The organism is Pseudomonas alkylphenolica (genome assembly GCF_000746525.1).
Classification (GTDB): domain Bacteria; phylum Pseudomonadota; class Gammaproteobacteria; order Pseudomonadales; family Pseudomonadaceae; genus Aquipseudomonas; species Aquipseudomonas alkylphenolica.
This window is the reverse complement of the sequence record NZ_CP009048.1, coordinates 5,003,000-5,027,091: the sequence shown is the minus strand read 5'-3', so window position 1 is coordinate 5,027,091 and position 24,092 is coordinate 5,003,000. Positions and strand designations below refer to the sequence as shown.

The 24,092-nt window shown below is 62.0% G+C and carries 24 protein-coding genes; 14 read left to right on the top strand and 10 right to left on the bottom strand.

Going from position 1 to position 24,092, the window contains the following annotated elements:
• The first annotated feature begins 206 nt into the window (after nucleotides 1-206).
• Nucleotides 207-1,871: an energy-dependent translational throttle protein EttA gene (ettA, locus tag PSAKL28_RS23125; protein ID WP_038614835.1), complete on the top strand. Its 1,665-nt coding sequence runs from the start codon at nucleotides 207-209 to the stop codon at nucleotides 1,869-1,871.
• A gap of 245 nt (nucleotides 1,872-2,116) precedes the next feature.
• Nucleotides 2,117-3,454, top strand: a complete 1,338-nt coding sequence (gene gdhA, locus PSAKL28_RS23120; RefSeq protein ID WP_038614831.1) for an NADP-specific glutamate dehydrogenase — start codon at nucleotides 2,117-2,119, stop codon at nucleotides 3,452-3,454.
• Here gdhA and PSAKL28_RS23115 read toward each other — a convergent pair.
• The 4 genes from PSAKL28_RS23115 to PSAKL28_RS23100 form a co-directional block, all read right to left on the bottom strand.
• Nucleotides 3,451-3,948, bottom strand: a complete 498-nt coding sequence (locus tag PSAKL28_RS23115) for a GreA/GreB family elongation factor (RefSeq protein ID WP_038614828.1) — start codon at nucleotides 3,946-3,948, stop codon at nucleotides 3,451-3,453. The two genes, gdhA and PSAKL28_RS23115, sit on opposite strands and share 4 nt — an antisense overlap.
• A gap of 67 nt (nucleotides 3,949-4,015) precedes the next feature.
• The gene (locus PSAKL28_RS23110) at nucleotides 4,016-4,372 is read right to left on the bottom strand and encodes a hypothetical protein (protein WP_038614825.1); all 357 of its coding nucleotides are present in this window, start codon (nucleotides 4,370-4,372) and stop codon (nucleotides 4,016-4,018) included.
• Between the two features lie 133 nt (nucleotides 4,373-4,505).
• Nucleotides 4,506-6,359 (bottom strand): Lnb N-terminal periplasmic domain-containing protein, encoded by a 1,854-nt coding sequence (locus PSAKL28_RS23105; RefSeq protein WP_038614822.1) that lies wholly within the window; start codon nucleotides 6,357-6,359, stop codon nucleotides 4,506-4,508.
• Nucleotides 6,360-6,435: 76 nt separating this feature from the next.
• Nucleotides 6,436-6,924 carry a DUF3015 domain-containing protein gene (locus tag PSAKL28_RS23100; RefSeq protein ID WP_038614819.1) on the bottom strand — a complete coding sequence of 163 codons (489 nt, stop codon included), beginning with the start codon at nucleotides 6,922-6,924 and terminating at the stop codon, nucleotides 6,436-6,438.
• A gap of 279 nt (nucleotides 6,925-7,203) precedes the next feature.
• On the opposite strand from PSAKL28_RS23100, the gene PSAKL28_RS23095 reads away from it, so the two are divergent.
• The 5 genes from PSAKL28_RS23095 to bamJ all read left to right on the top strand — a co-directional run bounded on the left by PSAKL28_RS23095 (nucleotide 7,204) and on the right by bamJ (nucleotide 11,916).
• Complete coding sequence (locus PSAKL28_RS23095) at nucleotides 7,204-9,642, top strand: Lon protease family protein (RefSeq protein ID WP_038614816.1); 2,439 nt, start codon at nucleotides 7,204-7,206, stop codon at nucleotides 9,640-9,642.
• A 159-nt stretch (nucleotides 9,643-9,801) separates the two neighbouring features.
• Nucleotides 9,802-10,143 carry a PA4575 family protein gene (locus PSAKL28_RS23090; protein ID WP_038614813.1) on the top strand — a complete coding sequence of 114 codons (342 nt, stop codon included), beginning with the start codon at nucleotides 9,802-9,804 and terminating at the stop codon, nucleotides 10,141-10,143.
• A gap of 126 nt (nucleotides 10,144-10,269) precedes the next feature.
• Complete coding sequence (locus PSAKL28_RS23085) at nucleotides 10,270-10,758, top strand: TIGR00645 family protein (RefSeq protein ID WP_038614811.1); 489 nt, start codon at nucleotides 10,270-10,272, stop codon at nucleotides 10,756-10,758.
• Between the two features lie 148 nt (nucleotides 10,759-10,906).
• On the top strand, nucleotides 10,907-11,212 hold the full coding sequence (locus PSAKL28_RS23080) for a DUF6482 family protein (RefSeq protein WP_038614808.1): 306 nt from the start codon (nucleotides 10,907-10,909) through the stop codon (nucleotides 11,210-11,212).
• An 86-nt stretch (nucleotides 11,213-11,298) separates the two neighbouring features.
• Entirely contained in the window at nucleotides 11,299-11,916 is a 618-nt protein-coding gene (bamJ, locus tag PSAKL28_RS23075; protein ID WP_038614805.1) for a BamJ family beta-barrel-assembly machinery protein, read from the top strand.
• A gap of 75 nt (nucleotides 11,917-11,991) precedes the next feature.
• Here bamJ and PSAKL28_RS23070 read toward each other — a convergent pair whose 3' ends face one another.
• The 3 genes from PSAKL28_RS23070 to PSAKL28_RS23060 all read right to left on the bottom strand — a co-directional run bounded on the left by PSAKL28_RS23070 (nucleotide 11,992) and on the right by PSAKL28_RS23060 (nucleotide 13,847).
• Nucleotides 11,992-12,240 (bottom strand): PA4570 family protein, encoded by a 249-nt coding sequence (locus PSAKL28_RS23070; protein WP_038614802.1) that lies wholly within the window; start codon nucleotides 12,238-12,240, stop codon nucleotides 11,992-11,994.
• Between the two features lie 135 nt (nucleotides 12,241-12,375).
• Nucleotides 12,376-12,717: a zinc ribbon domain-containing protein YjdM gene (locus PSAKL28_RS23065; RefSeq protein WP_038614799.1), complete on the bottom strand. Its 342-nt coding sequence runs from the start codon at nucleotides 12,715-12,717 to the stop codon at nucleotides 12,376-12,378.
• A gap of 161 nt (nucleotides 12,718-12,878) precedes the next feature.
• On the bottom strand, nucleotides 12,879-13,847 hold the full coding sequence (locus PSAKL28_RS23060; protein WP_038614796.1) for a polyprenyl synthetase family protein: 969 nt from the start codon (nucleotides 13,845-13,847) through the stop codon (nucleotides 12,879-12,881).
• Nucleotides 13,848-14,099: 252 nt separating this feature from the next.
• Here PSAKL28_RS23060 and rplU point away from each other — a divergent pair, with 252 nt between their 5' ends.
• From rplU to PSAKL28_RS23035, 5 genes are all read left to right on the top strand, one after another.
• Nucleotides 14,100-14,411, top strand: coding sequence for a 50S ribosomal protein L21 (rplU, locus tag PSAKL28_RS23055; RefSeq protein ID WP_038614793.1), 312 nt, complete (start codon nucleotides 14,100-14,102; stop codon nucleotides 14,409-14,411).
• Between the two features lie 31 nt (nucleotides 14,412-14,442).
• Complete coding sequence (gene rpmA / locus PSAKL28_RS23050; protein ID WP_010225698.1) at nucleotides 14,443-14,700, top strand: 50S ribosomal protein L27; 258 nt, start codon at nucleotides 14,443-14,445, stop codon at nucleotides 14,698-14,700.
• A 192-nt stretch (nucleotides 14,701-14,892) separates the two neighbouring features.
• Nucleotides 14,893-16,116: an Obg family GTPase CgtA gene (cgtA, locus tag PSAKL28_RS23045; RefSeq protein WP_038614790.1), complete on the top strand. Its 1,224-nt coding sequence runs from the start codon at nucleotides 14,893-14,895 to the stop codon at nucleotides 16,114-16,116.
• Nucleotides 16,117-16,191: 75 nt separating this feature from the next.
• A complete protein-coding gene (gene proB / locus PSAKL28_RS23040; RefSeq protein ID WP_038614787.1) occupies nucleotides 16,192-17,310 on the top strand; it encodes a glutamate 5-kinase in 1,119 nt (372 codons plus the stop codon).
• 10 nt (nucleotides 17,311-17,320) lie between these two features.
• The gene (locus PSAKL28_RS23035) at nucleotides 17,321-17,779 is read left to right on the top strand and encodes a CreA family protein (protein WP_038614784.1); all 459 of its coding nucleotides are present in this window, start codon (nucleotides 17,321-17,323) and stop codon (nucleotides 17,777-17,779) included.
• Between the two features lie 70 nt (nucleotides 17,780-17,849).
• Here the strand turns inward: PSAKL28_RS23035 and mksF are convergent, their stop codons facing one another.
• Genes mksF through mksB form a run of 3 tightly spaced genes read right to left on the bottom strand, consistent with a single transcriptional unit; the run spans nucleotide 17,850 to nucleotide 22,649 of the window.
• Complete coding sequence (mksF, locus tag PSAKL28_RS23030; protein WP_038614783.1) at nucleotides 17,850-20,684, bottom strand: Mks condensin complex protein MksF; 2,835 nt, start codon at nucleotides 20,682-20,684, stop codon at nucleotides 17,850-17,852.
• Entirely contained in the window at nucleotides 20,681-21,382 is a 702-nt protein-coding gene (gene mksE / locus PSAKL28_RS23025) for an Mks condensin complex protein MksE (RefSeq protein WP_038614780.1), read from the bottom strand. Before mksE ends, mksF begins: the two co-directional genes overlap by 4 nt.
• Nucleotides 21,372-22,649, bottom strand: a complete 1,278-nt coding sequence (gene mksB, locus PSAKL28_RS23020) for an Mks condensin complex protein MksB (RefSeq protein ID WP_038614777.1) — start codon at nucleotides 22,647-22,649, stop codon at nucleotides 21,372-21,374. Before mksB ends, mksE begins: the two co-directional genes overlap by 11 nt.
• 179 nt (nucleotides 22,650-22,828) lie before the next feature.
• Here mksB and PSAKL28_RS23015 point away from each other — a divergent pair, with 179 nt between their 5' ends.
• Both PSAKL28_RS23015 and rimI read left to right on the top strand, forming a co-directional pair.
• The gene (locus tag PSAKL28_RS23015) at nucleotides 22,829-23,620 is read left to right on the top strand and encodes a hypothetical protein (protein WP_038614776.1); all 792 of its coding nucleotides are present in this window, start codon (nucleotides 22,829-22,831) and stop codon (nucleotides 23,618-23,620) included.
• Entirely contained in the window at nucleotides 23,613-24,065 is a 453-nt protein-coding gene (gene rimI / locus PSAKL28_RS23010) for a ribosomal protein S18-alanine N-acetyltransferase (RefSeq protein ID WP_038614774.1), read from the top strand. Before PSAKL28_RS23015 ends, rimI begins: the two co-directional genes overlap by 8 nt.
• Nucleotides 24,066-24,092: the final 27 nt, after the last annotated feature.

Genomic DNA, 24,092 nt, shown 5'->3' with positions numbered 1-24,092 from the left:
TCCCTGGCGGCTACTCTGGTCACGCACTATAAGCCTGACGCCCGAAGGGCGGCTAGCATGCCCGCAAACGTGGCAAAGTGCCAGCCCTGTTCGTCGGCGGTTTGCCCAACAAGGCGCATTGCGGTAGCTTTGGCCCTTTCCTGGGGGCTGCGGCTCCCTTCATCTGTTTCGCGCTCATTTTTTCGTCTCTGACGCTAGGTTTTTCCATGGCTCAATACGTCTACACCATGCATCGGCTGGGCAAAGTTGTCCCGCCGAAGCGGGAAATCTTGAAGAACATCTCCCTGTCGTTTTTCCCCGGCGCCAAGATCGGCGTGCTCGGCCTGAACGGCTCGGGTAAATCCACCCTGCTCAAGATCATGGCTGGCGTCGACAAAGAGTTCGACGGTGAAGCCCGTCCGATGCCGGACCTGAACATCGGCTACCTGCCACAGGAACCGCAGCTGGACCCGAGCAAGACCGTCCGTGAAGTGGTCGAAGAAGCGGTCAGCGTGATCAAGGACGCCCAAGCGCGTCTGGACGAGGTCTACGCCGCTTACGCCGAGCCGGATGCCGACTTCGACAAGCTGGCCGCCGAACAGGCCAAGCTTGAAGCCATCCTGCAGGCCAGCGACGGTCACAACCTCGAGCGCCAGCTGGAAGTCGCGGCCGATGCCCTGCGCCTGCCGGCCTGGGAGGCCAAGGTCGAACACCTGTCCGGTGGTGAAAAGCGCCGTGTGGCGCTGTGCCGTCTGCTGCTGTCGGCCCCCGACATGCTGCTGCTCGACGAACCGACCAACCACCTGGATGCCGATTCCGTCGCCTGGCTGGAGCACTTCCTCCACGACTTCCCGGGCACCGTGGTAGCGATTACCCACGACCGTTACTTCCTCGACAACGTCGCGGGCTGGATCCTCGAGCTCGACCGTGGCGCCGGTATTCCGTACGAAGGCAACTACTCGGGCTGGCTGGAAGCCAAGTCTGATCGTCTGGCCCAGGAATCCAAGCAGCAGTCGGCCCACGAAAAGGCCATGAAGGAAGAACTGGAGTGGGTGCGCAAAGGCGCCAAGGCTCGTCAGTCCAAGTCCAAGGCCCGTCTGCAACGCTTCGAAGAAATGCAATCGCAGGAATTCCAGAAGCGCAGCGAAACCAACGAGATCTACATCCCGGCCGGTCCGCGCCTGGGCGACAAGGTCATCGAATTCAAGAACGTCACCAAAGGCTATGGCGACCGCGTACTGATCGACAACCTGTCGTTCAGCATGCCTAAAGGCGCCATCGTCGGTGTGATCGGCGGTAACGGTGCCGGTAAATCGACCCTGTTCCGCATGCTCATGGGCAAGGAACAGCCGGACTCGGGCAGCATCGAGATCGGTGAAACCGTGCAACTGGCCTGCGTTGACCAGAGCCGCGAAGACCTGGACGGCAACAAGACCGTGTTCCAGCAGATCTCCGACGGTTCCGACCAGCTGCGTATCGGCACCTACGAGATCCCGTCGCGGACCTACGTCGGTCGCTTCAACTTCAAGGGCGGCGATCAGCAGAAGTTCGTCAAGGACCTCTCCGGTGGTGAGCGTGGCCGTCTGCACCTGGCCCTGACCCTGAAAGAGGGCGCCAACGTCCTGCTGCTCGACGAACCGTCCAACGACCTTGACGTAGAAACCCTGCGTTCGCTGGAAGAAGCCCTGCTGGACTTCCCGGGCGCCGCCATTGTGATCTCTCACGATCGCTGGTTCCTGGACCGTGTGGCGACCCACATCCTGGCGTACGAAGATGATTCGCAAGCGGTGTTCTTCGAAGGCAACTACACCGAGTACGAAGCCGACCGCAAGAAGCGTCTTGGCGAAGCTGCTGCCCAGCCACATCGGGTACGGCACAAAAAACTGGCATAACCCTTCGGGTTTTGCACTGAAACGGGGCCTTCGGGCCCCGTTTTTTTTTCGCGGGGCAAGCCCGCTCCCACAGGGTTTTCAGCATTCCGGTGGGAGCGGGCTTGCCCCGCAATAATGTATACACTTATACAAATGCACCATTTAATTTCATAAAAACGACATCTCGCTCTGTTCCGGTGCGACTGGTTCTTGGTAGAGTCTGGAAAAAAACCAATAAGTCCAAATCTCTATCTGGTGAAGTGTCTATGATCGAATCCGTCGAAGATTTCCTTGCGCGCCTGAAACAGCGCGACCCTGCCCAGCCTGAGTTCCACCAGGCAGTCGAAGAAGTGCTGCGCAGTCTCTGGCCATTCCTTGAGGCCAATCCGCATTACCTTCAGGCCGGCATTCTTGAACGTATGGTCGAGCCTGAGCGGGCAATCCTGTTCCGCGTGTCGTGGGTTGATGACGCGGGCAAGGTCCAGGTCAACCGCGGCTACCGTATCCAGATGAGCAGCGCCATCGGCCCGTACAAGGGCGGCCTGCGTTTCCACCCCTCGGTGAACCTCGGCGTGCTGAAGTTCCTGGCCTTCGAGCAAGTGTTCAAGAACTCCCTGACCTCGCTGCCCATGGGCGGCGGCAAAGGTGGCTCGGACTTCGATCCGAAGGGCAAGAGCGATGCCGAAGTCATGCGCTTCTGCCAGGCCTTCATGAGCGAGCTGTACCGCCACATCGGCGCGGATCTGGATGTGCCAGCCGGTGACATCGGTGTCGGCGCTCGCGAGATCGGCTTCATGTTCGGCCAGTACAAGCGTCTGGCCAACCAGTTCACCTCGGTGCTGACCGGCAAGGGCATGACCTACGGTGGCAGCCTGATCCGTCCGGAAGCGACTGGCTACGGTTGCGTGTACTTCGCCGAAGAGATGCTCAAGCGTCAGGACCTGCGCATCGACGGTCGCCGCGTGGCGATCTCCGGTTCCGGCAACGTTGCCCAGTACGCCGCGCGCAAGGTCATGGACCTGGGCGGCAAGGTCATCTCGCTGTCCGACTCCGAAGGCACCCTGTTCTGCGAAGCCGGCATGACCGACGAGCAGTGGGATGCGCTGATGGAGCTGAAAAACGTCAAGCGCGGCCGCATCAGCGAGCTGGCCGAGCGTTTCGGCCTGGAGTTCCGCAAGGGCCAGACGCCATGGAACCTGCCATGCGATATCGCCCTGCCGTGCGCCACCCAGAACGAACTGAATGGCGAAGACGCCCGCACCCTGCTGCGCAACGGCTGCATCTGCGTGGCTGAAGGCGCGAACATGCCGACCACCCTCGACGCTGTGGATATCTTTATCGAGGCGGGCATCCTGTTCGCTCCGGGCAAGGCCTCGAACGCCGGCGGTGTTGCGGTGAGCGGTCTGGAAATGTCGCAGAACGCCATGCGCCTGCTGTGGACCGCTGGCGAAGTGGACAGCAAGCTGCACAACATCATGCAGTCGATCCACCACGCCTGTGTGCACTATGGCGAGGAAAACGGCCGGATCAACTACGTCAAAGGCGCCAACATCGCCGGCTTCGTCAAAGTTGCCGACGCCATGCTGGCCCAGGGCGTGGTCTAAACCTCAGGCTCGATGGCGACGATCTCGATCGACAGATCCCCTGCCGGTCGTCGCCACAGCACCTCGTCACCGGGCGCAGCTCCCAGCAGTGCCCGGCCCAGTGGTGAGCCCCAGTTGATCAGGCCCTTGCCAGCATCGGCCTGATCTTCACCGACCAACTGCACCTGGTGTTGCTGGTTCTGTTCATCGATAAAAATCACCCGACTGCCAATCTGCACCTTGTCTGATGCGCTCGCCTTGGCAACGACCTGGGCGCTCTGTACGCGGGCGTTGAAGTAGCGCAGGTCGCGCTCTGTGTCAGCCAGACGTTGCTTGTCGGCGTGTTCGCCCTGGGCCTGCAGCTCGCTGTGCAGGGCATGCAGTTCGCCTAGCCGTTGTTGCAACTGGGCCAGGCCCAGGGCAGTGACGTAGTTTGGCTGCTCGCTGATCTTGCGTTCTACCGGCTGGTCGGCCTGGGCGGCAGCCTGGTCTTCATTGACGAATGCTCGGCTCATTGATGGCCTCCTATACATAGAGACCATGCTGACAGATCAAGAGGTGTCGGGGTTGTCCGTTCGCGACCTATTTACGTCGGTAGGCGCGTGCTGCGTCGCGGTCTTTCTCTTCCTGCCACTGTTCGTCGCGTTCATCCCAATGACGCGCACGGTAGTCCTGCAAGTCCTGGTTTTCCTGCATGGCATGGCACTGGCGGAAGCCGTCGTCCCAGCCGGTTTCGTACTGGCGGTTGTGCAGGTAGCGCGGCACGTCCTTGCGAAAGTCTCCGGCCATTACCCCGGCTGCCTGGCGACCGCTGCTGCAGCCGTCCTGGAAACCATCGGCATAGGCGGGTGGATAGCCTTGGTTGATCAATTGTTCGTGGGTTGATTGGCAACCTGTAAGTAACATCATTATGCCCAACAACCACCCACACCGCTGCATGTCCGGACTCTCCGCAATCTATGGATAAGTCTAGGTGAGCAGTTGTCGGTGATGCGTCAAAACGGTGTGAAGCTATCGCGGGGCAAGCCCGCTCCCACAGTGCTTGTGGGAGCGGGCTTGCCCCGCGATAGGGTCAGTAGTGATACCACTTCAACTCCAGCATCACCTCGTTCTGCGCCGTCGCCAGCTGACTGAATTCACGCTTGGCACTCAGGCGCAAACCCAGATCACGGGACAGCTCCCATTGCTGGTTCAGGCTCAGGCTACGGCGCACTTCGCCATTGGTGAAGTAATCGGCCTTCGCCTCGACACTCAGGTTGCCCAACGGATTGCGCCACAGCAGGCCGGTGTTGAAGCCGGCAGCCGGAGCAATGAATTCGGCGAAGTCGTTGTTGTGTTCGACCCTCACCGTACCCAGGGCAAAGCCGAGCATTTCGTCGGCCAGTTGCCAGGTGCCGCCCGCGCCGCCATTGACGTGGCTGACCAGCACTTCATCGTCATGCTTGCCCAGCACCCGCTCAAGGCCGCCGGTCACCTGCCACGACCAGGGTTGCAGCAGGTCGTTGCGCGGCGTCAGCGAGCGAATGGTGGCCAGGTCCAGGCGCTGGACCTGCCAGTCGTTGTTCTCGTACTGGCGCACCTTGAGCTGGAGGATCTCGATCTGTGCGCCGAGGGGAAAGCCATAGGCGTTGTCGTTGAGATCGTGGTAGGCCATGCGCAAGCCGTATTCGGCAAAGGCGCGGTCTTCGCGGGTACCCGCGCCAAGCTGCCAGGTGCGTGACTGATGGCCATCTTCAGGCAGGCCCGGGCGTTCGATATCCAGTTCTGGCGCCGGGTTGCGGTTGATCGCCCGCAGCAGCTCGAAGCTGCGTTGGGTGCGTGCCGGGTCGCGCTCCTGACCGTTGGCGCGGTAGCGTTCGAGGCGGTATGCAGCATCCTGGACCAGCGCCTGGCGCTCGCGCGGCAGGGCGCTGAACTCGGCGCTGTGCAGATGCGCCGTATCGGCACTGACCGCCAGCACTTGTTGCTGCTCCCCGGCGTCCAGCGGCTTGGCGCGCTCCAGCAATTCGCGCTCGCGCGACGGCCGATAGTCGATGCGTTCCACCAGGCCCGACTGCTTGACCGCCTTGACCGTGTCGGTGGGAATCGCGGTCAGGGGAAACTGTGAAGTGAGGTCCAGGCCCGGGCGCGCGACCTGAAGCAATTCGAGCAGCCGGTAGGAGCAGTTTTCGTCGAAGAAGAAGTAGTCGAACTGGATCTGTTTGAGCTCCCAGACATGTTCGACCATGCGCCCGGTTTCTTCCGGCGTCAGGTTAAGCCGGTATTCCCACAGGTCGCGGTTTTCCAGGCTGCGGTACTCGGAGAGTTTTTCCTGGTACGGCACCAGCGCGAACAGTCCCGGATAGCCGCCCATCAGGCCTTTCCAGGCGTAGAGGATGCTGTTGTCGTTGCCTTCGATATAGGCGCCGAAGTTGATCGCGTAGCTGAGCAGGGCCGTCTCGTTGCTCTGCACATCGGCCTGGTCGATGCGCAGCAGGGTGTGGCCGAACATCGACGAGGGGCTGTTGAGGTAGGCGGCAGGGAAGATCATTACCGCACTGTGCGGTGAGACGTCCTTGTACCACTGGGTGTATTCCTTGCAGTCCGGCGCCGGCAGGTCATCGAGCTGCAGTTGTTCGCGCAGCCAGCGGGTGCGTGCCGGGAATACACATTGTGCATGTTTGTCGCCCAGACTGGCCGGTGCATACAGGGCCTGCAGCGTGGCACGCAGCTCCTGGTCGGGATGGTGGGCACCGTCCTCGGCGAGGAAGAAGCGTCGGTCATCGACATAGCTGCGCCAACCGCCGAGCTTGGCGGTCTCGTAGTGGCCCAGGGAAATCCAGTAACGGTCGGCGGCCAGTTGCGCAAGGCGCGTGTCATCGAACGAGGGAGCAGCTTGCAGCGGGGCGCAGGCACAGAGCGCCAGGTAGGCAAGGCGTTTGAGCATGTCGGGCAACTACGTCTGAATGATGCCGATAGAGGCAGGAAACAACCCGCCCCGGCCTGGGGCGGGTGGGCCGAACTTAAGCCTGGGTCGCGTATTTGGCCAGACGTGGATCGCTTTTGAGTACCGCCAGGGTGTTGCTGTGAACGTCTTCGGCGGTCACATCCGCCGTCTTGAAGATTTCCTGGAAGTGCTGGTGGGTGACAGCGGCAAAGTGCGCACGGTCTTCCGGGGCGACGCCAAGTACCACGGCGTAGGTGGTCAGCGCTTCGCCCTGACCTTTGGCCATGTCTTCGGAGAGCTCGTTCATCATGCCGTTCATGGCGATCCAGGATTTACCGCCATAGGTCAGTGCTGCATTGGTTGAGCAGCCGTTGGTGCCCGAGGTCATGCCGAACGTAGCGTTGCCGGATGTACCGTTGGTGGTGGAGGCGAGGAAGTGGGCCGGTGTGCCGCGCTGGCCCTCGAACAGCATGTTGCCCCAGCCGCAGTCCGGTCCACCAGGGGCCTGGGCCATGGCGTTGAGCGAAACCGCGGTGAACAGAGTACCCAGAAGAATCCGTTTCATAGCTTTGTTCTCTTTCTAGTCGTCGATAGCAAAGGTCAGGGTTGTCTGGCATGTCTGTCAGCAGAGTTGCCAGGGGCGGGTCGGTTGTTTACCCAGCCGCGCAGTAATGGAGTTTAGGCACGATCTAAGGGTTCCGTGATTTATTGCGAAAAATTGCTGAGGAAGGTTGATCTGGCGCGGGTTTTCGGCCCTGCGACATATTGTGCCGATGAGCCTTGCAAGGCGCGGGCAGGCGGCGCCAGAATGCCGTCATCTGCCCCGCCGAAGTAAGGAAGCCCGATGCCCGATCCTGTCGCTGCGAGCCTGCGTCTTGCGCCAGAAGCCTTGACCCGGCCGTTTTCCGCCGAACAGTTCGCCTTTTCCACCACCAATGATCTGGAGCCTTTTCGCGGTGTGCTTGGCCAGGAACGTGCTGTCGAAGCCTTGCAGTTCGGCGTCGCCATGCCCCGTCCCGGTTACAACGTGTTTGTCATGGGTGAGCCCGGTACCGGGCGATTCTCGTTCGTCAAACGTTACCTCAAGGCCGAAGGCAAGCGCCTGCAAACGCCGTCGGACTGGGTTTACGTCAACAATTTCGACGAGCCGCGCGAGCCGCGCGCCCTGGAACTGCCGCCGGGCAGCGCCGGGGCGTTCATCAGCGATATCGGCGGTCTGATCGACAACCTGCTGGCCACCTTCCCGGCGGTGTTCGAGCACCCGTCCTATCAGCAGAAGAAAAGCGCCATCGACCGCGCCTTCAATCAGCGCTATGACCGTGCCCTGGATGTCATCGAGCGGGCTTCGCTGGAAAAGGACGTGGCCCTGTACCGCGACAGCAGCAACGTCGCCTTCACGCCGATGGCCGATGGCAAGGCGCTCGACGAGGCGGAATTCGCTCAGTTGCCGGAGGCCGAGCGCGAGCGCTTCCACGAAGATATCGCCGTCCTTGAAGAGCGCCTCAATGAAGAGCTGGCCAGCCTGCCGCAGTGGAAGCGCGAATCGAACAATCAGCTGCGCCAGCTGAACGAAGAAACCATCACCCTGGCGCTTCAGCCTTTGCTCGCGCCGCTGTCTGAAAAGTACGCGGAGAATGCAGCCGTGTGCGCCTACCTGCAGGGTATGCAGGTTTATCTGCTGCGTACCGTGGTCGAGCAACTGGTCGATGACAGCAAGACTGACGCCCAGGCGCGCAAGCTGCTGGAAGAGCAATACGCACCGAGCCTGGTGGTCGGCCACCACATCAGTGGTGGCGCTCCGGTGGTGTTCGAGCCGCACCCGACTTACGACAACCTGTTTGGCCGGATCGAATACAGCACCGACCAGGGCGCGCTCTACACCACCTACCGCCAGCTGCGCCCTGGCGCTCTGCACCGGGCCAATGGCGGCTTCCTGATCCTCGAAGCGGAGAAGATGCTCGGTGAGCCGTTTGTCTGGGATGCGCTCAAGCGCGCCCTGCAATCGCGCAAGCTGAAGATGGAGTCGCCGCTCGGTGAATATGGCCGCCTGGCCACCGTCACGCTGAACCCGCAGATGCTGCCGCTGAACATCAAGGTGGTGATCATCGGCTCGCGCCAGCTGTACTACGCCTTGCAGGACCACGATCCGGACTTCCAGGAAATGTTCCGGGTGCTGGTGGACTTCGACGAAGACATCCCGATGGTCGACGAGAGCCTGGAGCAGTTCGCCCAGTTGCTCAAGACCCGCACCAGCGAGGAGGGCATGGCACCGCTGAGCGCCGATGCGGTAGCGCGTCTGGCGACCTACAGTGCGCGCCTGGCCGAACATCAGGGGCGTTTGTCGGCGCGCATTGGCGACCTGTTCCAGCTGGTCAGCGAGGCGGACTTCATCCGTCACCTGGCCAACGACGAGATGACCGATGTCGGTCATATCGAGCGGGCGCTCAAGGCCAAGGCGACTCGCACCGGCCGGGTCTCGCAGCGCATCCTCGACGACATGCTGGCCGGGATTATCCTCATCGACACCGAAGGCGCTGCGGTCGGCAAGTGCAACGGCCTGACCGTGCTGGAAGTCGGCGATTCGGCCTTCGGTATCCCCGCGCGTATTTCCGCCACGGTTTATCCCGGTGGCAGCGGCATTGTGGATATCGAGCGTGAGGTCAACCTCGGCCAGCCGATTCACTCCAAAGGCGTGATGATCCTCACCGGATACCTGGGCAGCCGTTATGCCCAGGAGTTCCCCCTGGCGATTTCCGCGAGTATTGCCCTGGAGCAGTCCTACGGTTACGTGGACGGTGACAGTGCGTCGCTGGGCGAGGCCTGCACGCTGATCTCGGCGCTGTCGAAAACCCCGCTCAAGCAGTGCTTTGCCATCACCGGTTCCATCAACCAGTTCGGCGAGGTGCAGGCGGTTGGCGGGGTCAACGAGAAAATCGAAGGCTTCTTCCGCCTGTGCGAGGCCCGCGGACTGACGGGCGAGCAGGGCGCGATCATTCCGCGCGCCAACGTCGCCACGCTGATGCTCGACGAGCGCGTGTTGCAGGCGGTGCGTGCAGGCATGTTCCACGTCTATGCGGTCAGCCAGGCCGACGAGGCGTTGAGCCTGCTGGTCGGCGAACCGGCCGGTGAGCCGGATGCCGAAGGCGAATTCCCCGAGGGCAGCGTCAACGCCCGGGTGGTAGAGCGCCTGCGGGTGATTGCCGAGATGATCAGTGAAGAGGAGCTCAAGGAGGCCGAGAAAGAGCATGCCGAGCAAGCCCTGGCTCAGGTGAAATCGTCCTGAGTCAAATAATCGGCGTCGCAGCGGTCATGACCGCTGGGCGCCGGTTTTTCCACGCGGCAGCGGATTTCTTCTATTCTTCAATTCAGGGATCGTAGTCATTACAGGATCGAAACAGCCTTGCCCGCAGGGCTGAACCAGGGTTTACCGAGGATCGTCGCCATGCCGCGCAGCCTCAGCCTCACCCGCCAATGCCTGGGCCTGGTGACCCGCATTGAATGCAGCATTCGCCCACTGGCCGGCGACAACGGCATGTGGACCCTTTTATTTGCCGCCGGCATGGCTGGCGAGCAACCTTCCGCGATCAAAGCCCAGGGGCCTTTTCACGGGCCGTTTGTGGCCGAGTCGGTGCTCGACGCGATTGTCGACAGCCTGACCCTGCATGGCTATCAGGTGGCCGACGATCCGCAGATCTGGTGCGTGCATTTGCAGGCCCAGCTACGCCGGATCAATGGTGAGCGTGTCCATCACGTCGGCGACTTCCAGTTCAACCCGGAAACCTGAAGCGTCGATCCGCAGGCGCCGCAACAACGCCCGGCGCTGCCCCTGTGGCAGCGTGCCACGGGCTTTTTCTGTCATGGCTGGCTGTTATACTCGCGCTCGCTTTTTTTGCCACCTGACGAGTTTTCAATGGAACGTATTATCGAAAATGCGATGTATGCCTCGCGCTGGCTGCTCGCCCCGATCTATTTTGGTCTGTCGTTGGGCCTGCTGGCGCTGGCACTGAAGTTCTTCCAGGAGATCTTCCATGTGCTGCCCAATATCTTCTCGCTGGCCGAGGCTGACCTGATCCTGGTGATCCTTTCGCTGATCGACATGGCCCTGGTCGGTGGTCTGCTGGTGATGGTGATGATTTCCGGTTACGAGAACTTCGTTTCCCAGCTGGACATCGACGAGGACAAGGAAAAGCTCAACTGGCTGGGCAAGATGGACTCGTCTTCGCTGAAGATGAAGGTGGCGGCGTCGATCGTGGCGATCTCCTCGATCCATCTGCTGCGGGTGTTCATGGATGCCCGCAACATCGAGACCGAGTACCTGATGTGGTACGTGATCATCCACATGACCTTCGTGGTATCGGCCTTCGCCATGGGTTACCTGGACAAGCTGACCAAGCACTGATCGACCCGCTCAGCCCCCCATATGACCGCCCGTACGTTGCAAAACGGACGGGCGGTTGCATTTTTGTCTTGTGCTTTGACACATGCTGTACAAAAAATGAACCGTCACTTGAAGTGCCTGCTCAACGTTCCAGTAGCGAGGTATCACCATGAACCTTCAACAACTGAACACCGAGGCCAAGGCCGGTCATGTCGAAGAGCTCAACCTGATCGCCCTCGAAGGCGGCGATTTCATCATTGAGGCACGGGTAAAAGGTCATGCCCATCCTCTGGATGACAAGCATGGGCAACGCGTGAAAGTACATTCAGTGGTCGATGCCCAGCGTCTACTCAACGGTTTGCCAGCCGTGCCGGTGCACATGGTGCACTGGTCGATGGATGACGAGATGTGCGGCGCAGGCAGCGCCGGTGACGGCGACCTGAAAATCCCGATGCCACGCCGCTCTGCCTGGTAGCTGAACAGCTTTGCCGCAGTGTGCTAGGCTGCTCGCCCTTTTCATAAAGGGCGCGGTTGTCGTGCGCCCTGCAGCGGAGCAAGCAAATGTCCGAAATCAACCTGTCTACCGACGAAACTCGCGTCAGCTACGGCATCGGCCGTCAGCTGGGTGGCCAACTGCGTGACAACCCGCCACCGGGTGTTAGCCTGGACGCCATCCTGGCCGGCCTGACCGACGCTTTCAACGGCAAAGACAGCCGCGTCAGCGAAGAAGACCTGTCGGCCAGCTTCAAGGTCATCCGTGAAATCATGCAGGCTGAAGCCGCGGCCAAGGCCGAAGCTGCTGCTGGTGAAGGCAAGGCCTTCCTGGTTGAAAACGCCAAGCGTGACGGCATCACCACTCTGGCTTCGGGCCTGCAGTTCGAAGTGCTGACCGCCGGTGAAGGCGCCAAGCCAAGCCGTGACGACAGCGTGCGCACTCACTACCACGGCACCCTGATCGACGGCACTGTGTTCGACAGCTCCTACGAGCGTGGCCAGCCAGCAGAGTTCCCGGTCAGCGGCGTGATCGCTGGCTGGACCGAAGCCCTGCAACTGATGAACGCCGGCAGCAAATGGCGCCTGTACGTTCCGAGCGAGCTGGCTTACGGCGCTCAGGGCGTTGGCAGCATCCCGCCGCACAGCGTACTGGTGTTCGACGTCGAGCTGCTGGACGTACTGTAAGGCCTGTCGCGGGGCAAGCCCGCTCCCACAGAGATTGCACAATCCTGTAGGAGCGGGCTTGCCCCGCGATGCTGTTCAGTTCCACTCGGCTCCACCGCCAGGGCGCAACGCCCGCGCATAGCAGAACAGGAACAGGTTCCTCACCAGTTCCTTGAGCACAATCGGCTCACTTGAATTCAAACCGTTAAGGTCCAGGTCACCCTGATCGCGCAGTTCGTCCAGTGCTTCTTGTTCGAGCACGGCACAGACTTCACCGGTTTCCCGGTGCAGGATGCGCAGGTAAGGATGCGGGCGGTCAAGCCAGGCGTCTATCAGATAAGTCATGGCTATTCTCCTTGGAGGTGTCCAATGAGAATAATTCTTATTATCAAAATAGCAAGAGACTATTGGGAAAAAATCGCCCAATGGTGTTTGGCGGGATGTTTCGAGGCTGGCTGGCAGCCCCGAAACCACCGGAACTCAGACCTTGCGGACGAACTCGGATTTCAGCTTCATCGGGCCGATGCCGTCGATCTTGCAGTCAATGTCGTGGTCGCCATCGCACAGGCGGATGTTCTTGACCTTGGTGCCGACCTTGACCACCAGCGAGGTGCCTTTGACCTTCAGGTCCTTGATCACGGTGATGGTATCGCCGTCCTGCAGGACGTTGCCCACCGAATCCTTCTTGACCGCTTCATCGCTCACTGCCTCGGCTTCACCGGCGGCGGACCACTCGTGTGCGCACTCGGGGCAGATCAGCTGGGCGCCGTCTTCGTAGGTGTATTCGGAGTTGCATTTAGGGCAGGGTGGCAAAGTGCTCACTAGGGTTCCTCAAGACGTACAGGTACAAAACCTACATTGTATAGGGTTTTGTTGAGGAAGGGCGAATGCAATCGCGGGGCAAGCCCGCTCCCGCAGGGTTAACTGCTGTGGGAGCGGCGGTGCGACGACTCGACTTGCCCCGCGATCGGGGAGATGGCGAATCAGTGAGTACGGGCGACCGCGAATTCGCTCAGTTCCACCAGGGCATCGCGGTATTCGCTGGCTGGCAGCACGTCCAGGCAGGCGATGGCGCGGGCCACGTAGTCGCGGGCCAGTTGCGCGGTGTACTCCAAAGAACCGGAAGCTTCGACCGCCGCACGGATGCTTTCGAGGTCTTCGATACCGCCTTTCTGGATCGCCTGGCGCACCAGTGCAGCCTGCTCGGCGGTGCCTTCACGCATGGTGTAGATCAGCGGCAGGGTTGGCTTGCCTTCAGCCAGGTCGTCGCCGACGTTCTTGCCCAGGGTTTGCGCATCGCCTTTGTAGTCGAGCAGGTCGTCGACCAGCTGGAAGGCTACGCCCAGGTGATCACCGAAGGTGCGCAGCGCTTCGCTTTGCTCAGGGGTGGCCTGGGCCAGGGCGGCGGCACTGTGGGTCGAGGCCTCGAACAGCATCGCGGTCTTGCCGCGAATGACGTCCATGTAGACTTCTTCGGTGGTGCTCGCGTCGCGGACCTTGGACAGCTGCAGGACTTCGCCCTCGGCGATGACCCGGGTGGCCTTGGAGAGGATCTGCATAACCGGCATCGAGCCCAGTTCGACCATCATCTCGAACGAGCGCGAATAGAGGAAATCACCAACCAGCACGCTCGGCGCGTTGCCCCACAGGGCATTGGCGGTGGACCGGCCGCGGCGCATGCCGGACATGTCGACCACGTCGTCGTGCAGCAGGGTGGCGGTGTGCAGGAATTCGATAGTGGCGGCCAGCAGGCGCACGTCGTCGCCTTCGCGACCCAGGGCCTTGCCACACAGCAGCACCAGCAGCGGGCGCAAGCGCTTGCCACCGGCTGAAGTGATGTAGTCGCCGATTTTCGATACCAGCGGTACACGCGAAGTCAGCTGTTTCTTGATAATCTCGTCAACGGCGCTGAAGTCGTCCGCTACCGCTCGGTAGAAAGCTTGGGGTTGCATCGGCCACAGGTGCTCCATAAAGGTTGCGCGGCATGCTAGGTCGCGGGTCCCGGCGTGTCAAGGCGCGGTCCCCGCAGGCCGGGGGCGGGACTTGCAAGGGGCGAGCGGCTTGCGTACAATCGCGCACCCTGAACTTCCTGGGCAGCACCTGCCTTACGCAATTGCACTGGGCCGTTCCAGCCCTATGCAGCCATGCCAGCCAATACTCTTCCTATAAAGAGCTGGGTGAGCAGGATTATCGGAGAAATACCCATGTACGCAGTAATTGTTACCGGTGGCAAGCAGTACAAAGTCGCCGAAGGTGAATACCTGAAAATCGAAAAACTGGAAGTCGCCACTGGCGAATCCGTGACTTTCGACCGCGTTCTGTTGGTTGCCAATGGCGACGACGTGAACATCGGCGCTCCAGTCGTTGCTGGTGCCAAAGTTGTTGCTGAAGTGATCTCCCAAGGTCGTCACGACAAAGTTCGCATCATCAAGTTCCGCCGCCGTAAGCACCACATGAAGCGTATGGGCCACCGCCAGTGGTTCACCGAAATCAAGATCACCGGTATTTCGGCTTAATCGCCTGAATCCATTTCTGGAGAATTGAACCATGGCACACAAAAAAGCTGGTGGTAGTACCCGTAACGGTCGCGACTCAGAAGCCAAACGCCTTGGCGTGAAGATGTATGGCGGCCAGGCTATCATTCCTGGCAACATCATCGTGCGTCAGCGCGGCACCCAATTCCACGCTGGCTACGGCGTTGGCATGGGCAAGGATCACACCCTGTTCGCCAAGATCGCGGGTAAGATCAAGTTCGAAGTAAAAGGCGCCTTCGGTCGTCGTTACGTGAGCGTTGTCGCCGAGTAATCGCGCGAACGCTGGAAAAGCCCTGTCTCGCGACGGGGCTTTTTCGTTTGTGGGGTGAGTCTCTTGCAAAACTGTTTGTATGGGCTGCCGGCGTGGGTTGTTACTGTCGTGACGGGGCCGCCGCGCTCACTTTTGCAAGAGCCTTATGTCTTTGTGTCACTCAGCTCGTCCAGCTGACGAGAGGCGGTTTTTATGAAGTTTGTTGACGAAGTATCGATCCGGGTCAAAGCCGGTGATGGCGGTAACGGTTGCATGAGCTTCCGCCGCGAAAAATTCATCGAGAACGGTGGTCCCAACGGCGGTGACGGTGGTGACGGCGGCTCGGTATTCATGGTTGCCGACGAGAACCTCAACACTCTGGTCGACTACCGTTACACCCGCCATTTCGAAGCCCAGCGCGGCTCCAACGGTGGCAGTACCGACTGCACCGGCAAGAAAGGCGACGACCTGATCCTGCGCGTGCCGGTCGGCACCACGGTGATCGACTCCGCCACCCAGGAAGTCATTGGTGACCTGGTCAAGCCTGGCCAGAAACTGATGGTGGTTCAGGGCGGCTGGCACGGCCTGGGCAACACCCGTTTCAAATCCAGTACCAACCGTGCGCCACGCCAGACCACCCCAGGCAAGCCGGGTGAGCAGCGTGACCTGAAACTGGAAATGAAAGTGCTGGCCGACGTCGGTCTGCTGGGCTTGCCGAACGCCGGCAAAAGTACCTTCATCCGTTCGGTGTCGGCCGCCAAGCCGAAAGTCGCCGACTACCCGTTCACCACCCTGGTGCCAAACCTGGGCGTGGTCAGTGTCGACCGCTGGAAGAGCTTCGTCATCGCCGACATTCCCGGCCTGATCGAAGGCGCCTCCGAAGGTGCCGGCCTGGGTATCCGTTTCCTCAAGCATCTGGCGCGTACCCGCCTGCTGCTGCACCTCGTCGACCTCGCGCCGCTGGATGAAAGCAGCAGCGCCGATGCCGCCGAAGTGATCGTCAACGAGCTGGTTCGCTTCAGCCCGTCGCTGGCCGAGCGTGACCGCTGGCTGGTGCTGAACAAGACCGACATGCTGATGGACGACGAGCGTGACGAGCGCGTCAAGGAAGTGGTCGAGCGTCTGCAGTGGGAAGGTCCGGTCTATGTGATCTCGGCGATCTCCAAGCAGGGCACCGAACAGCTCAGCCGCGACATCATGCGCTATCTCGAAGACCGCGCCGACCGCCTGGCCAACGACCCGGCCTACGCCGAAGAGCTGGCTGACCTTGATCAGCGTATCGAAGACGAAGCCCGTGCCCAGCTGCAGGCGCTGGACGACGCGCGTGCCTTGCGCCGCAGCGGCGTCAAAAGCGTGCACGACATCGGCGACGACGATGACGACGATTGGGATGATGACGACGAAGACGGTCCGGAAATCATTTACGTGCGCGACTGATTCGTTGCAGTACACTAAACGCCGCTCTCTGGAGCGGCGTTTTAGTATCTAAAGATCTATATAGGTTGGAAGAAGATGCGGAGCAAGGTGACGGGTGCGCAGCGCTGGGTGGTGAAGATCGGCAGTGCCCTGCTGACAGCAGATGGCAAGGGCCTGGATCGCGCCGCCATGGGTGTCTGGGTCGAGCAGATGGTGGCGTTGCATGAGGCGGGTGTGGAACTGGTATTGGTGTCGTCCGGGGCGGTTGCCGCCGGGATGAGCCGTCTGGGCTGGGCCAAGCGACCGAGTGCGATGAACGAGCTGCAGGCTGCGGCTTCAATCGGCCAGATGGGCCTGGTGCAGGCCTGGGAGTCGAGCTTTGCCGAGCATGGCCGGCACACCGCGCAGATCCTCCTGACCCACGATGACCTCTCCGACCGCAAGCGTTACCTCAACGCCCGCAGTACCTTGCGCACGCTCGTCGAGCTGGGCGTGGTGCCGGTGATCAACGAGAACGACACGGTGGTCACCGACGAAATCCGTTTCGGTGACAACGACACCCTGGCCGCGTTGGTGGCCAACCTGGTCGAAGCCGATCTGCTGGTGATCCTCACCGACCGCGACGGCATGTTCGATGCCGACCCGCGCAACAACCCTGATGCAAAGTTGATCTACGAAGCCCGTGCCGACGATCCGAGCCTGGATGCGGTAGCCGGTGGCACCGGTGGCGCCCTCGGCCGTGGCGGCATGCAGACCAAGCTGCGTGCTGCGCGTCTGGCTGCACGTTCCGGTGCCCACACGATCATCGTTGGCGGGCGTCTGGAGCGCGTGCTCGACCGCCTCAAGGCCGGCGAGCGTCTTGGTACCCTGCTGTCGCCTGAGCGCGGCATGCTGGCGGCACGCAAGCAATGGCTGGCCGGCCACCTGCAGACCCGAGGCACCCTGGTGCTCGACGACGGCGCGGTGAAGGCCTTGCGCAAGGACAACAAGAGCCTGCTGCCGGTCGGGGTCAAGACCGTGCAGGGCAGCTTCCGCCGTGGCGAGATGGTGGTTTGCGTCGGCCCTGATGGCCTGGAGGTCGCCCGCGGTCTGGCCAATTACAGCGCCCTTGAGGCGCAGAAAATCATCGGGCAGTCGTCCGAGGCGATCGAAAGCCTGCTGGGTTATAGCGCCGAGCCGGAGCTGGTGCATCGCGACAACCTGATTCTGGTCTGAGGAAACAACCGTGCTCAAAGGGATAGTGACTGCTGCACTGCTGGCGCTGCCGGTGCTGGCCTCGGCCGAGGAAATCGGTCAGGTGTCGACCGTGTTCAAGTTTGTCGGGCCGAACGACCGTATCGTCGTCGAGGCTTTCGACGACCCGAAGGTGGAAGGGGTAACCTGCTACCTGTCGCGGGCCAAGACCGGTGGCGTCAAGGGTGGTCTGGGCCTGGCCGAGGACCGTGCCGAAGCCTCGATCGCCTGTCGCCAGGTGGGGCCGATTCGCTTCAAGGAGCAGCTCAAGGATGGTGATGAGGTGTTCAAGGAGCGCACCTCGCTGGTGTTCAAGACCATGCAGGTGGTGCGCTTCCTCGACAAGAAGCGCAATACCCTGGTCTATCTGGTGTACTCGGACCGCTTGATCGAAGGCAGCCCGCAGAACGCCGTGACGGCGATTCCGATCTTGCCGTGGGCCCAGCAGTAACACCGGGTTGAATTCATCGCGGGGCAAGCCCGCTCCCACTGGTGGGAGCGGGCTTGCCCCGCGATTAGCTTCAGGCTGAAGCTTCTTCCTCTTCTTCTTTGCGCACCACCGCCTTCTCCACATCCCGGCGGCTGATGTACTTCCAGTCCGCCTCGTCGATGTAGATCCCGTTCGGCCCGCTGCCGCCTTCCAGGTCGATGGCGACATGCGCCGAGACCTGCGGCTTCACACTCGCCAGAATCGGCACGAAGCCCAGCTGCAGGCTGGTTTCCAGCAATGCCGCCTGGTTGCGTTCGTCGATGTCGGCCGCCTCGTCCAGGTAGTACGGCAGGCGCACGCGACCGGCCAGGTCGCGGTCCATCAGGTGCAGCAACAAGTACATGTTGGTCAGCGCCTTGATGGTCATGGTGGTGCCGTTGGACGCCGCACCGTCGATGTCGGTGTGGATCACCGGCTGGCCACCGACCTTGGTGATCTCGAAGGCCAGTTCGAACAGGTCCTTCAGGCCCAGCTGGTTGTGGTTGGCCGCTACCAGGCGCGCCAGGTACTCCTTGGCCTCTTCGTTCTTGTTGTCCTGCTCGGCGCTGGCGCTCAGGTCGAACACCGACAGGGTCTCGCCTTCTTCGTACTGGCCGGCGCTGTGGATGATCTGGTCGATGTGCTTGAGCGCTTCCTTGTTCGGCGCCAGGACAATGCGGAAGCTCTCCAGGTTGGACACCTGACGCTTGTTGATCTCGCGGTTGAACAGCGCCAGCTGGTGCTCGAGGCTGTCGTAGTCGCTGCGGATGTTGCGCAGGGTCCGGGCAATGTCGGTGACGGCCGCGCGGCGTGCCTTGCCCAGGGTCAGGGCTTCTTCGGTACGGTGCGAGTAGGCGTTGATCAGCAGTTGCAGGCGGCGCTCCATGTCGTCTTCGCTGTCGAACTTGGCCACGCCCTTGAGGCGCACCTGGGCGTACAGCGCTTCGATCTGGCCGTCGACCCGCAGCAGGCCCTGCCAGCTGTCCTGATAGTCGTTGAGCAGGGGCAGCAGGTTGTCCATCGAGTCGTCGACCGGCTCCATGAACGGCGTGCCGAACGGCAGGTCGGCCGGCAGCAACTGGCGGCGGCGCAAGGCGTCGTCGAGGGTGCGTTGCTTGGCTTCCATGTCGGCGATCTGGCGGCCGACCAGTTGCAGCTTGGCCGACAGTTGCTGGACGCGTTCGGTGAAGGCGTCGCTGGAGCGCTTCAGTTCGTCCTGGGCCGCTTCCATCTGCGCCAGTTGCTCAAGCTTGTCACCTTCTTCGGCGGCCAGGGTTTCGCTGCGGCGGAAGTCTTCCAGGGCCTTTTGCGCGTCCAGTACCTGCTGGTACAGGGCTTCGGTCTGGGTCTTGCTCGCGGCACGGTCGGCGGCCACGGCTTGCTGGGTCTTGAGTTGCTTGAGCTCTTTCTCCAGGCGTTCCTTCTGGTCGCGCAGGGCGGCACGGTCGGCCAGGGCCTGCAGGGCAGGCGGCTCGATGTGCGACAGGTCGATGGACAGGCCTGGCGCTTCGAAACGCTCGCCCTTGAAGCCGTCGAGCACCGCTTCCAGGGATTTGACCCAGACGTCGCTGTCATCCAGCTCGATGCCGCGCTCGCCCAGTGGCAGGCTGAACAACGCGCCGTTGAACAGGCGCATCAAGCGCTCGACGTCCTGCTGCGAGAACTCTTCGCGCAAGCGCGCATAGCTGTTGTTGTCGGCATGATCGAGCTGCTGCTTGACCGACTTCAGGCGTTTTTCCAGGTCGCGCAGACGCTCTTCGAGGTCTTCGGCGCTGAACTGACGGGATTGGGCCAATGCACCGGCGAGTTCGTCGTGGGCGTCCTTGGCGGCCAGCAGTTGCTGCTCCAGAACCTTGACGTCGTCGACCAGGGCGAAGCGGTGCTTGAGCACCGACAGCTCGCCGAGCCAGCGCTGCACGCCAGTGATTTCGCGTTCCAGGCGCATCAGCTCCTGGGTACCGCCGCGCTGGTCGTTCTGCAGGTGGTCCTGTTCGTTCTTATAGTGCTCGGCCTGGATCACCAGTTCTTCTTTACGGGCACTGGCGTAGTCCTGCCAGGTGCCGAGCAACGAATCGAGCAGCGGCGACAGGCGATGTAGCTTGCCGCGCAGGATGTCGCGCTGGGCCACGCCGTTGGCCAGGGCCTCGACCAGCGGGCCGGCAGCGACCAGCGAGTTGTAGTCCTGCTCCATGCGGCGCACGTCGCGGAAGGCCTCTTCGCAGGCGGCGATGTAGTCGACGCTACCCGAGCGCAGGCTGTGCTCGAAGGCATCGAGGAACAACTGCTTGAGCTTGGCCGCAGTGATTTCACGCATGTGCAGCAGGTTGATGAACAGTGCGCGGAAGGTTTTCAGGCTCTGCTCGCTGGTGGAGCGCAGCGGGATCAGGGTGAGGTCGAGCGGGATTGTGGTATGGCCGCCGACCAGCAGGCGTCGCAGTTCGTCAGGCTTGAGCTCGTAGGCTTTGAGGCCATTGCGCTCCAGGTTGTTGAACAACTCCTTCTGGCGCAGGCAGGTGTCGTCCTTCTGGTAGTGCGCCAGGTCCAGCTCGCCGGCGTAGGCGAAGAACTGGTGGCCGAAACCGCCGCCCGGGCCGCGACCGACCACGCCGATCACGTGCGGGCCGTGGGGCAGGTTGACCTCGCAGAGGATGTAGCTGGTGTCGCTGGCAAAGTAGAAACGGCGCGACTGCTCCAGGCTGTATTTGCCGAAGCTCATGTCGGACATGCGCGCCAGGATCGGGAACTGCAGGGCGTTGATCGAGGCGCTCTTGCCCAGGTTGTTGGCACCGTAGACCGACAGCGGGTGTTCCAGGGGGAACAGGCCGAGGCTGTAGCCGGCGGTGTTGAGCAGTGCGAAGCGGCGAATGCCGTAGCGTTCCTGGCTCATGCGTCAATCTCCTGTTGCTCTTCGGCGATGGCTCGGGCCAAGGCGTCTTCTTCGCTTTCTTCGAACGGGCTGAGGTCGAGCGGGTCGTCGGTGCGGTTCAGTTCTTCAGGGCTCTCTTCCTCGACCAGTACCGGCGTTGGCAGCGGCAGGGCGCTGTGCAGGCTGGCGGCCAGGTCGCGGTCCTGCTGGACCGACAGACAGACATCGAGGAAACGGTGCATCGGCGGCAGGAAGCGGTAGATACCGTTTTCTTCGTGAGCAAAGCCGAGCTGGGTCATGCGGCGCATGATCTTCTCTTCCAGCTCGTCCGGGGTTTGCACTTCGGCCTGAATGAACAGGTCGCGGTATTTTTCCAGCATCGATGGCAGTTCATCGCGGCCGAGGCTGCCGCCATCAAGGACCGACATCGGATCGCGGCCCTGGTCGGCCAGGTGTTCAACCAGGATGAAGGTGAACAGCGACAGGCGCTGGGCGGTCTTGTTGACCTGCGCGGCGGCCAGCTCCGGGACGAAATAGTAGAAACCACGGGTGTCGCACACCAGTTCGAAGCCCAGGGCCTTGAACAGGCCGCGGTACTGGTCCTGGAAGTTCGACAGTTGGGCGTACAGCTCCGGGTCGCGGCGGCTGATGTGGAAACCCTTGAACAGCTCGCGGAAGATCGGTGCGAGCTGAGGCAGTTCGGAAAGATCAAGATGCATGGGCAGGGCTCGCAGTAGGCTCAGGCGATGGTTCGCGGCTCGATGTCAGGGCGAAGGAGCGCAGGCTGACCAGGTGTTCGCGGGTGAGGTATTCGCGGCGCTCGAGGCGCTCGCGGGTAAAGCGTTTTTCCCGCGACAGGCGCGAGAACCAGTACAGCAGCTCGTCGGTGGCGCCTTCGGGCTCCTGGTCCAGTAGCCAGACCATCAGGTCCGGCAGCGGCAGGGCGCCTTCGCAGCGCTCGAGCATTTCCTTGACCGTACGCGGCGCGCGCGGGGCCTCGCCCTTGTGGCTCTTGTGCGCCTTGGGGAACTTGGCCGGCTTGGGTTCGAAGCGGGCCAGGGCATACACGTAGGCTTCGACCTGGCTGGCACTGCCGAGGAAGGTGCTCTGCGGGCGGGTGAACATCGGCATGGCCGCCTGCGGGACCGCATCCAGGCCTTTGCGGCGGATCACCGAGAGGGCCAGGGCGGCGCCACGGGTCACGGCGTTGTGGCGGCGGGCTTCTTCACGCAGCGGCAGCAGCAGTTCGCGGGCATGGCGCAGGGTCAGCTGGGCGCTGGTCTGCATCTCGAGGATGCGCGCATGGGTACGCAGCAACATGTCGTCATCAACCAGGTGGCCGAGGCGGGCCTGTTCGCCGAGCAGACGCAGCAGCACGGTTTCGACCTTGCGCACGCCCTGTTCGAAGGCGCCATCGGCATTGACCAACTGGATCATCGGCTCGACGTATTCGTCCCAGGTCGCCAGGACCTCGGCATAACGCTGGCGCAGGGGGATTTGGCGGTCGCTGGTCTTGGCCCGTTCGGCCACGGCGACCAGCGCCTGCTCATCGTTGTCGAGCTTTTTCAGGACATCGCGCACGCGCATGTCGAGCAGGCGCAGCTGGCGCGCCAGGTCGTTGCCATCGCGAATCTCGAAGGCGTCCTGGATGTGTCCGGCCAGGCGCTCGAGGTGACGCAGGTAGGCCTCGATCTCCAGGCACAGGCCCAGGCGGTGCTCGCGGCGCAGGTAGGCGAGGAAGTCGTGGATCTGTGCGTTGAGCTCGAAGCGGTTGGGGCTTTTCGCCACCGGCACGAGGATATCCAGGCGGATCCAGACGTCGAGCAGGCTGGTGATGTCTTGGGGCGTGCTCTCCAACTGCTGGTTGGCCAGTTGCTGGCGCAGTTCGCTGAGGCTCAGGGTGCCCCCGTCGAAGCGCTCGCACAACGGCTCAAGCAAGGCCCAGTGTTCGGCTAGGGCGCGCAGGACGCGCTTGGGTTCGATCATTGGCGGGTCGACTCGTTGCCAAATAAAAGCGCCGATTGTACTGCATCAGGTGCCTGTCGATTCACCCCCTGATCGTTTGAACCTGCTGTCGGGCGGTTTTCTGCCGATCAACAGCGGCGCCGAGCGGCGAACAACGTTAGAATATCGGCCCTGACTTATCCACAGATGGCCGATCCTTCTTGTTAATCGAGTCCCGCCGCCGCGCTTACCTCAACGCCATGCAAGTGGTGCACTGGCTGCCGCGTACCGAACTGCCGTTCGCCGCCCCGTCGCGCCCGGAGCTGTTGCTGCCGCTGGCACCCGAGGTGTTGCCCGAGTTCGACGCGCCGCAGGCGGAGCCGGTGCGGGCGGCGGTCAATGCGCCGCAGGCGCGCAGTGGCGAGCGACCGAAGATCGAGATCCCGCGACCCGGCAGCACGCCCAAGGTCGCCAGCAAGCCCGCTGAAACCGCTGAAGCGACCCCGGTGGTCGCCAAGCCGGCACCGGTGCCGCCACCGCGTTTCGCGCTGCAACTGCTGCGTGCCGGCAGTTGCCTGGTGCTGGTGGAATTGGCCACCGGTCAGCCGTTTCAGAGCCGCGACCCTTCGTATCTGTTGCTCAAAGACATGCTGCGCGCCGCCGGTCTGCCCGACAGCCCGCAGATCGTCGGTGAGCCGGTGCGTTGGCCATTGCTGGTACGCGGCAACCTCGACCAGGGGCCGCAGGCAGCAACCGATTTTGTCCAGGGCTTCATTCAGGCCCGGCTTGAAGAGGCCCCCTGTGTCTGTTTATGGCTGATTGGCCTGCCTGCCGTGCGTTTTGCCGGTGAGGCGGACGCCGAGGCTTATTACCGCGAGTTGCCGGTTGAGGGGCTGGGCACTGCCTGGGCCTTGCCTGGCCTTGAACTGTTGATGGACGAGCCGCAACGCAAGGCGGACGTCTGGCAAGCCATGCGCCGGCTGATGGCGCGCTGGAAACCAAGCGATGAGTGACACGATCAGTTTCCGCCGGATGACCGAGGCGGATCTGGATGCCGTACTGAAGATCGAATACGCCGCCTTCAGCCACCCCTGGACCCGGGGGATTTTCCTCGACGGGCTAAAATCCTATGAAATCTGGCTGATGTTCGAAGGCGAGCAGCAGGTGGGCCACGGCGTGATCAACGTGATCATCGACGAAGCGCACCTGCTCAACATCACCGTCAAGCCGGAAAGCCAGGGCCGCGGCCTGGGCTTGCGCCTGCTGGAAGAACTGATGAAACGCGCCTACGAGATGAACGGCCGTGAGTGCTTCCTTGAAGTGCGCGCCAGCAACCAGTCGGCGTATCGCCTGTACGAGCGTTACGGCTTCAATGAAATCGGGCGGCGCCGCGATTACTACCCGGTTGCCGGTGGTCGCGAAGATGCGCTGGTCATGGCCTGTACCTTGTTCGAGTAAGTGAGCGTCACTGTAGCCCGGCAACAT

Bases quoted from the DNA above. Each gene is read 5' to 3' on its own strand.
- ettA (WP_038614835.1), top strand. From the start codon at position 207: ATGGCTCAATACGTCTACACCATGCATCGGCTGGGCAAAGTTGTCCCG.
- gdhA (WP_038614831.1), top strand. From the start codon at position 2,117: ATGATCGAATCCGTCGAAGATTTCCTTGCGCGCCTGAAACAGCGCGAC.
- PSAKL28_RS23115 (WP_038614828.1), bottom strand. From the start codon at position 3,948: ATGAGCCGAGCATTCGTCAATGAAGACCAGGCTGCCGCCCAGGCCGAC.
- PSAKL28_RS23110 (WP_038614825.1), bottom strand. From the start codon at position 4,372: ATGCAGCGGTGTGGGTGGTTGTTGGGCATAATGATGTTACTTACAGGT.
- PSAKL28_RS23105 (WP_038614822.1), bottom strand. From the start codon at position 6,359: ATGCTCAAACGCCTTGCCTACCTGGCGCTCTGTGCCTGCGCCCCGCTG.
- PSAKL28_RS23100 (WP_038614819.1), bottom strand. From the start codon at position 6,924: ATGAAACGGATTCTTCTGGGTACTCTGTTCACCGCGGTTTCGCTCAAC.
- PSAKL28_RS23095 (WP_038614816.1), top strand. From the start codon at position 7,204: ATGCCCGATCCTGTCGCTGCGAGCCTGCGTCTTGCGCCAGAAGCCTTG.
- PSAKL28_RS23090 (WP_038614813.1), top strand. From the start codon at position 9,802: ATGCCGCGCAGCCTCAGCCTCACCCGCCAATGCCTGGGCCTGGTGACC.
- PSAKL28_RS23085 (WP_038614811.1), top strand. From the start codon at position 10,270: ATGGAACGTATTATCGAAAATGCGATGTATGCCTCGCGCTGGCTGCTC.
- PSAKL28_RS23080 (WP_038614808.1), top strand. From the start codon at position 10,907: ATGAACCTTCAACAACTGAACACCGAGGCCAAGGCCGGTCATGTCGAA.
- bamJ (WP_038614805.1), top strand. From the start codon at position 11,299: ATGTCCGAAATCAACCTGTCTACCGACGAAACTCGCGTCAGCTACGGC.
- PSAKL28_RS23070 (WP_038614802.1), bottom strand. From the start codon at position 12,240: ATGACTTATCTGATAGACGCCTGGCTTGACCGCCCGCATCCTTACCTG.
- PSAKL28_RS23060 (WP_038614796.1), bottom strand. From the start codon at position 13,847: ATGCAACCCCAAGCTTTCTACCGAGCGGTAGCGGACGACTTCAGCGCC.
- rplU (WP_038614793.1), top strand. From the start codon at position 14,100: ATGTACGCAGTAATTGTTACCGGTGGCAAGCAGTACAAAGTCGCCGAA.
- rpmA (WP_010225698.1), top strand. From the start codon at position 14,443: ATGGCACACAAAAAAGCTGGTGGTAGTACCCGTAACGGTCGCGACTCA.
- cgtA (WP_038614790.1), top strand. From the start codon at position 14,893: ATGAAGTTTGTTGACGAAGTATCGATCCGGGTCAAAGCCGGTGATGGC.
- proB (WP_038614787.1), top strand. From the start codon at position 16,192: ATGCGGAGCAAGGTGACGGGTGCGCAGCGCTGGGTGGTGAAGATCGGC.
- mksF (WP_038614783.1), bottom strand. From the start codon at position 20,684: ATGAGCCAGGAACGCTACGGCATTCGCCGCTTCGCACTGCTCAACACC.
- mksE (WP_038614780.1), bottom strand. From the start codon at position 21,382: ATGCATCTTGATCTTTCCGAACTGCCTCAGCTCGCACCGATCTTCCGC.
- mksB (WP_038614777.1), bottom strand. From the start codon at position 22,649: ATGATCGAACCCAAGCGCGTCCTGCGCGCCCTAGCCGAACACTGGGCC.
- rimI (WP_038614774.1), top strand. From the start codon at position 23,613: ATGAGTGACACGATCAGTTTCCGCCGGATGACCGAGGCGGATCTGGAT.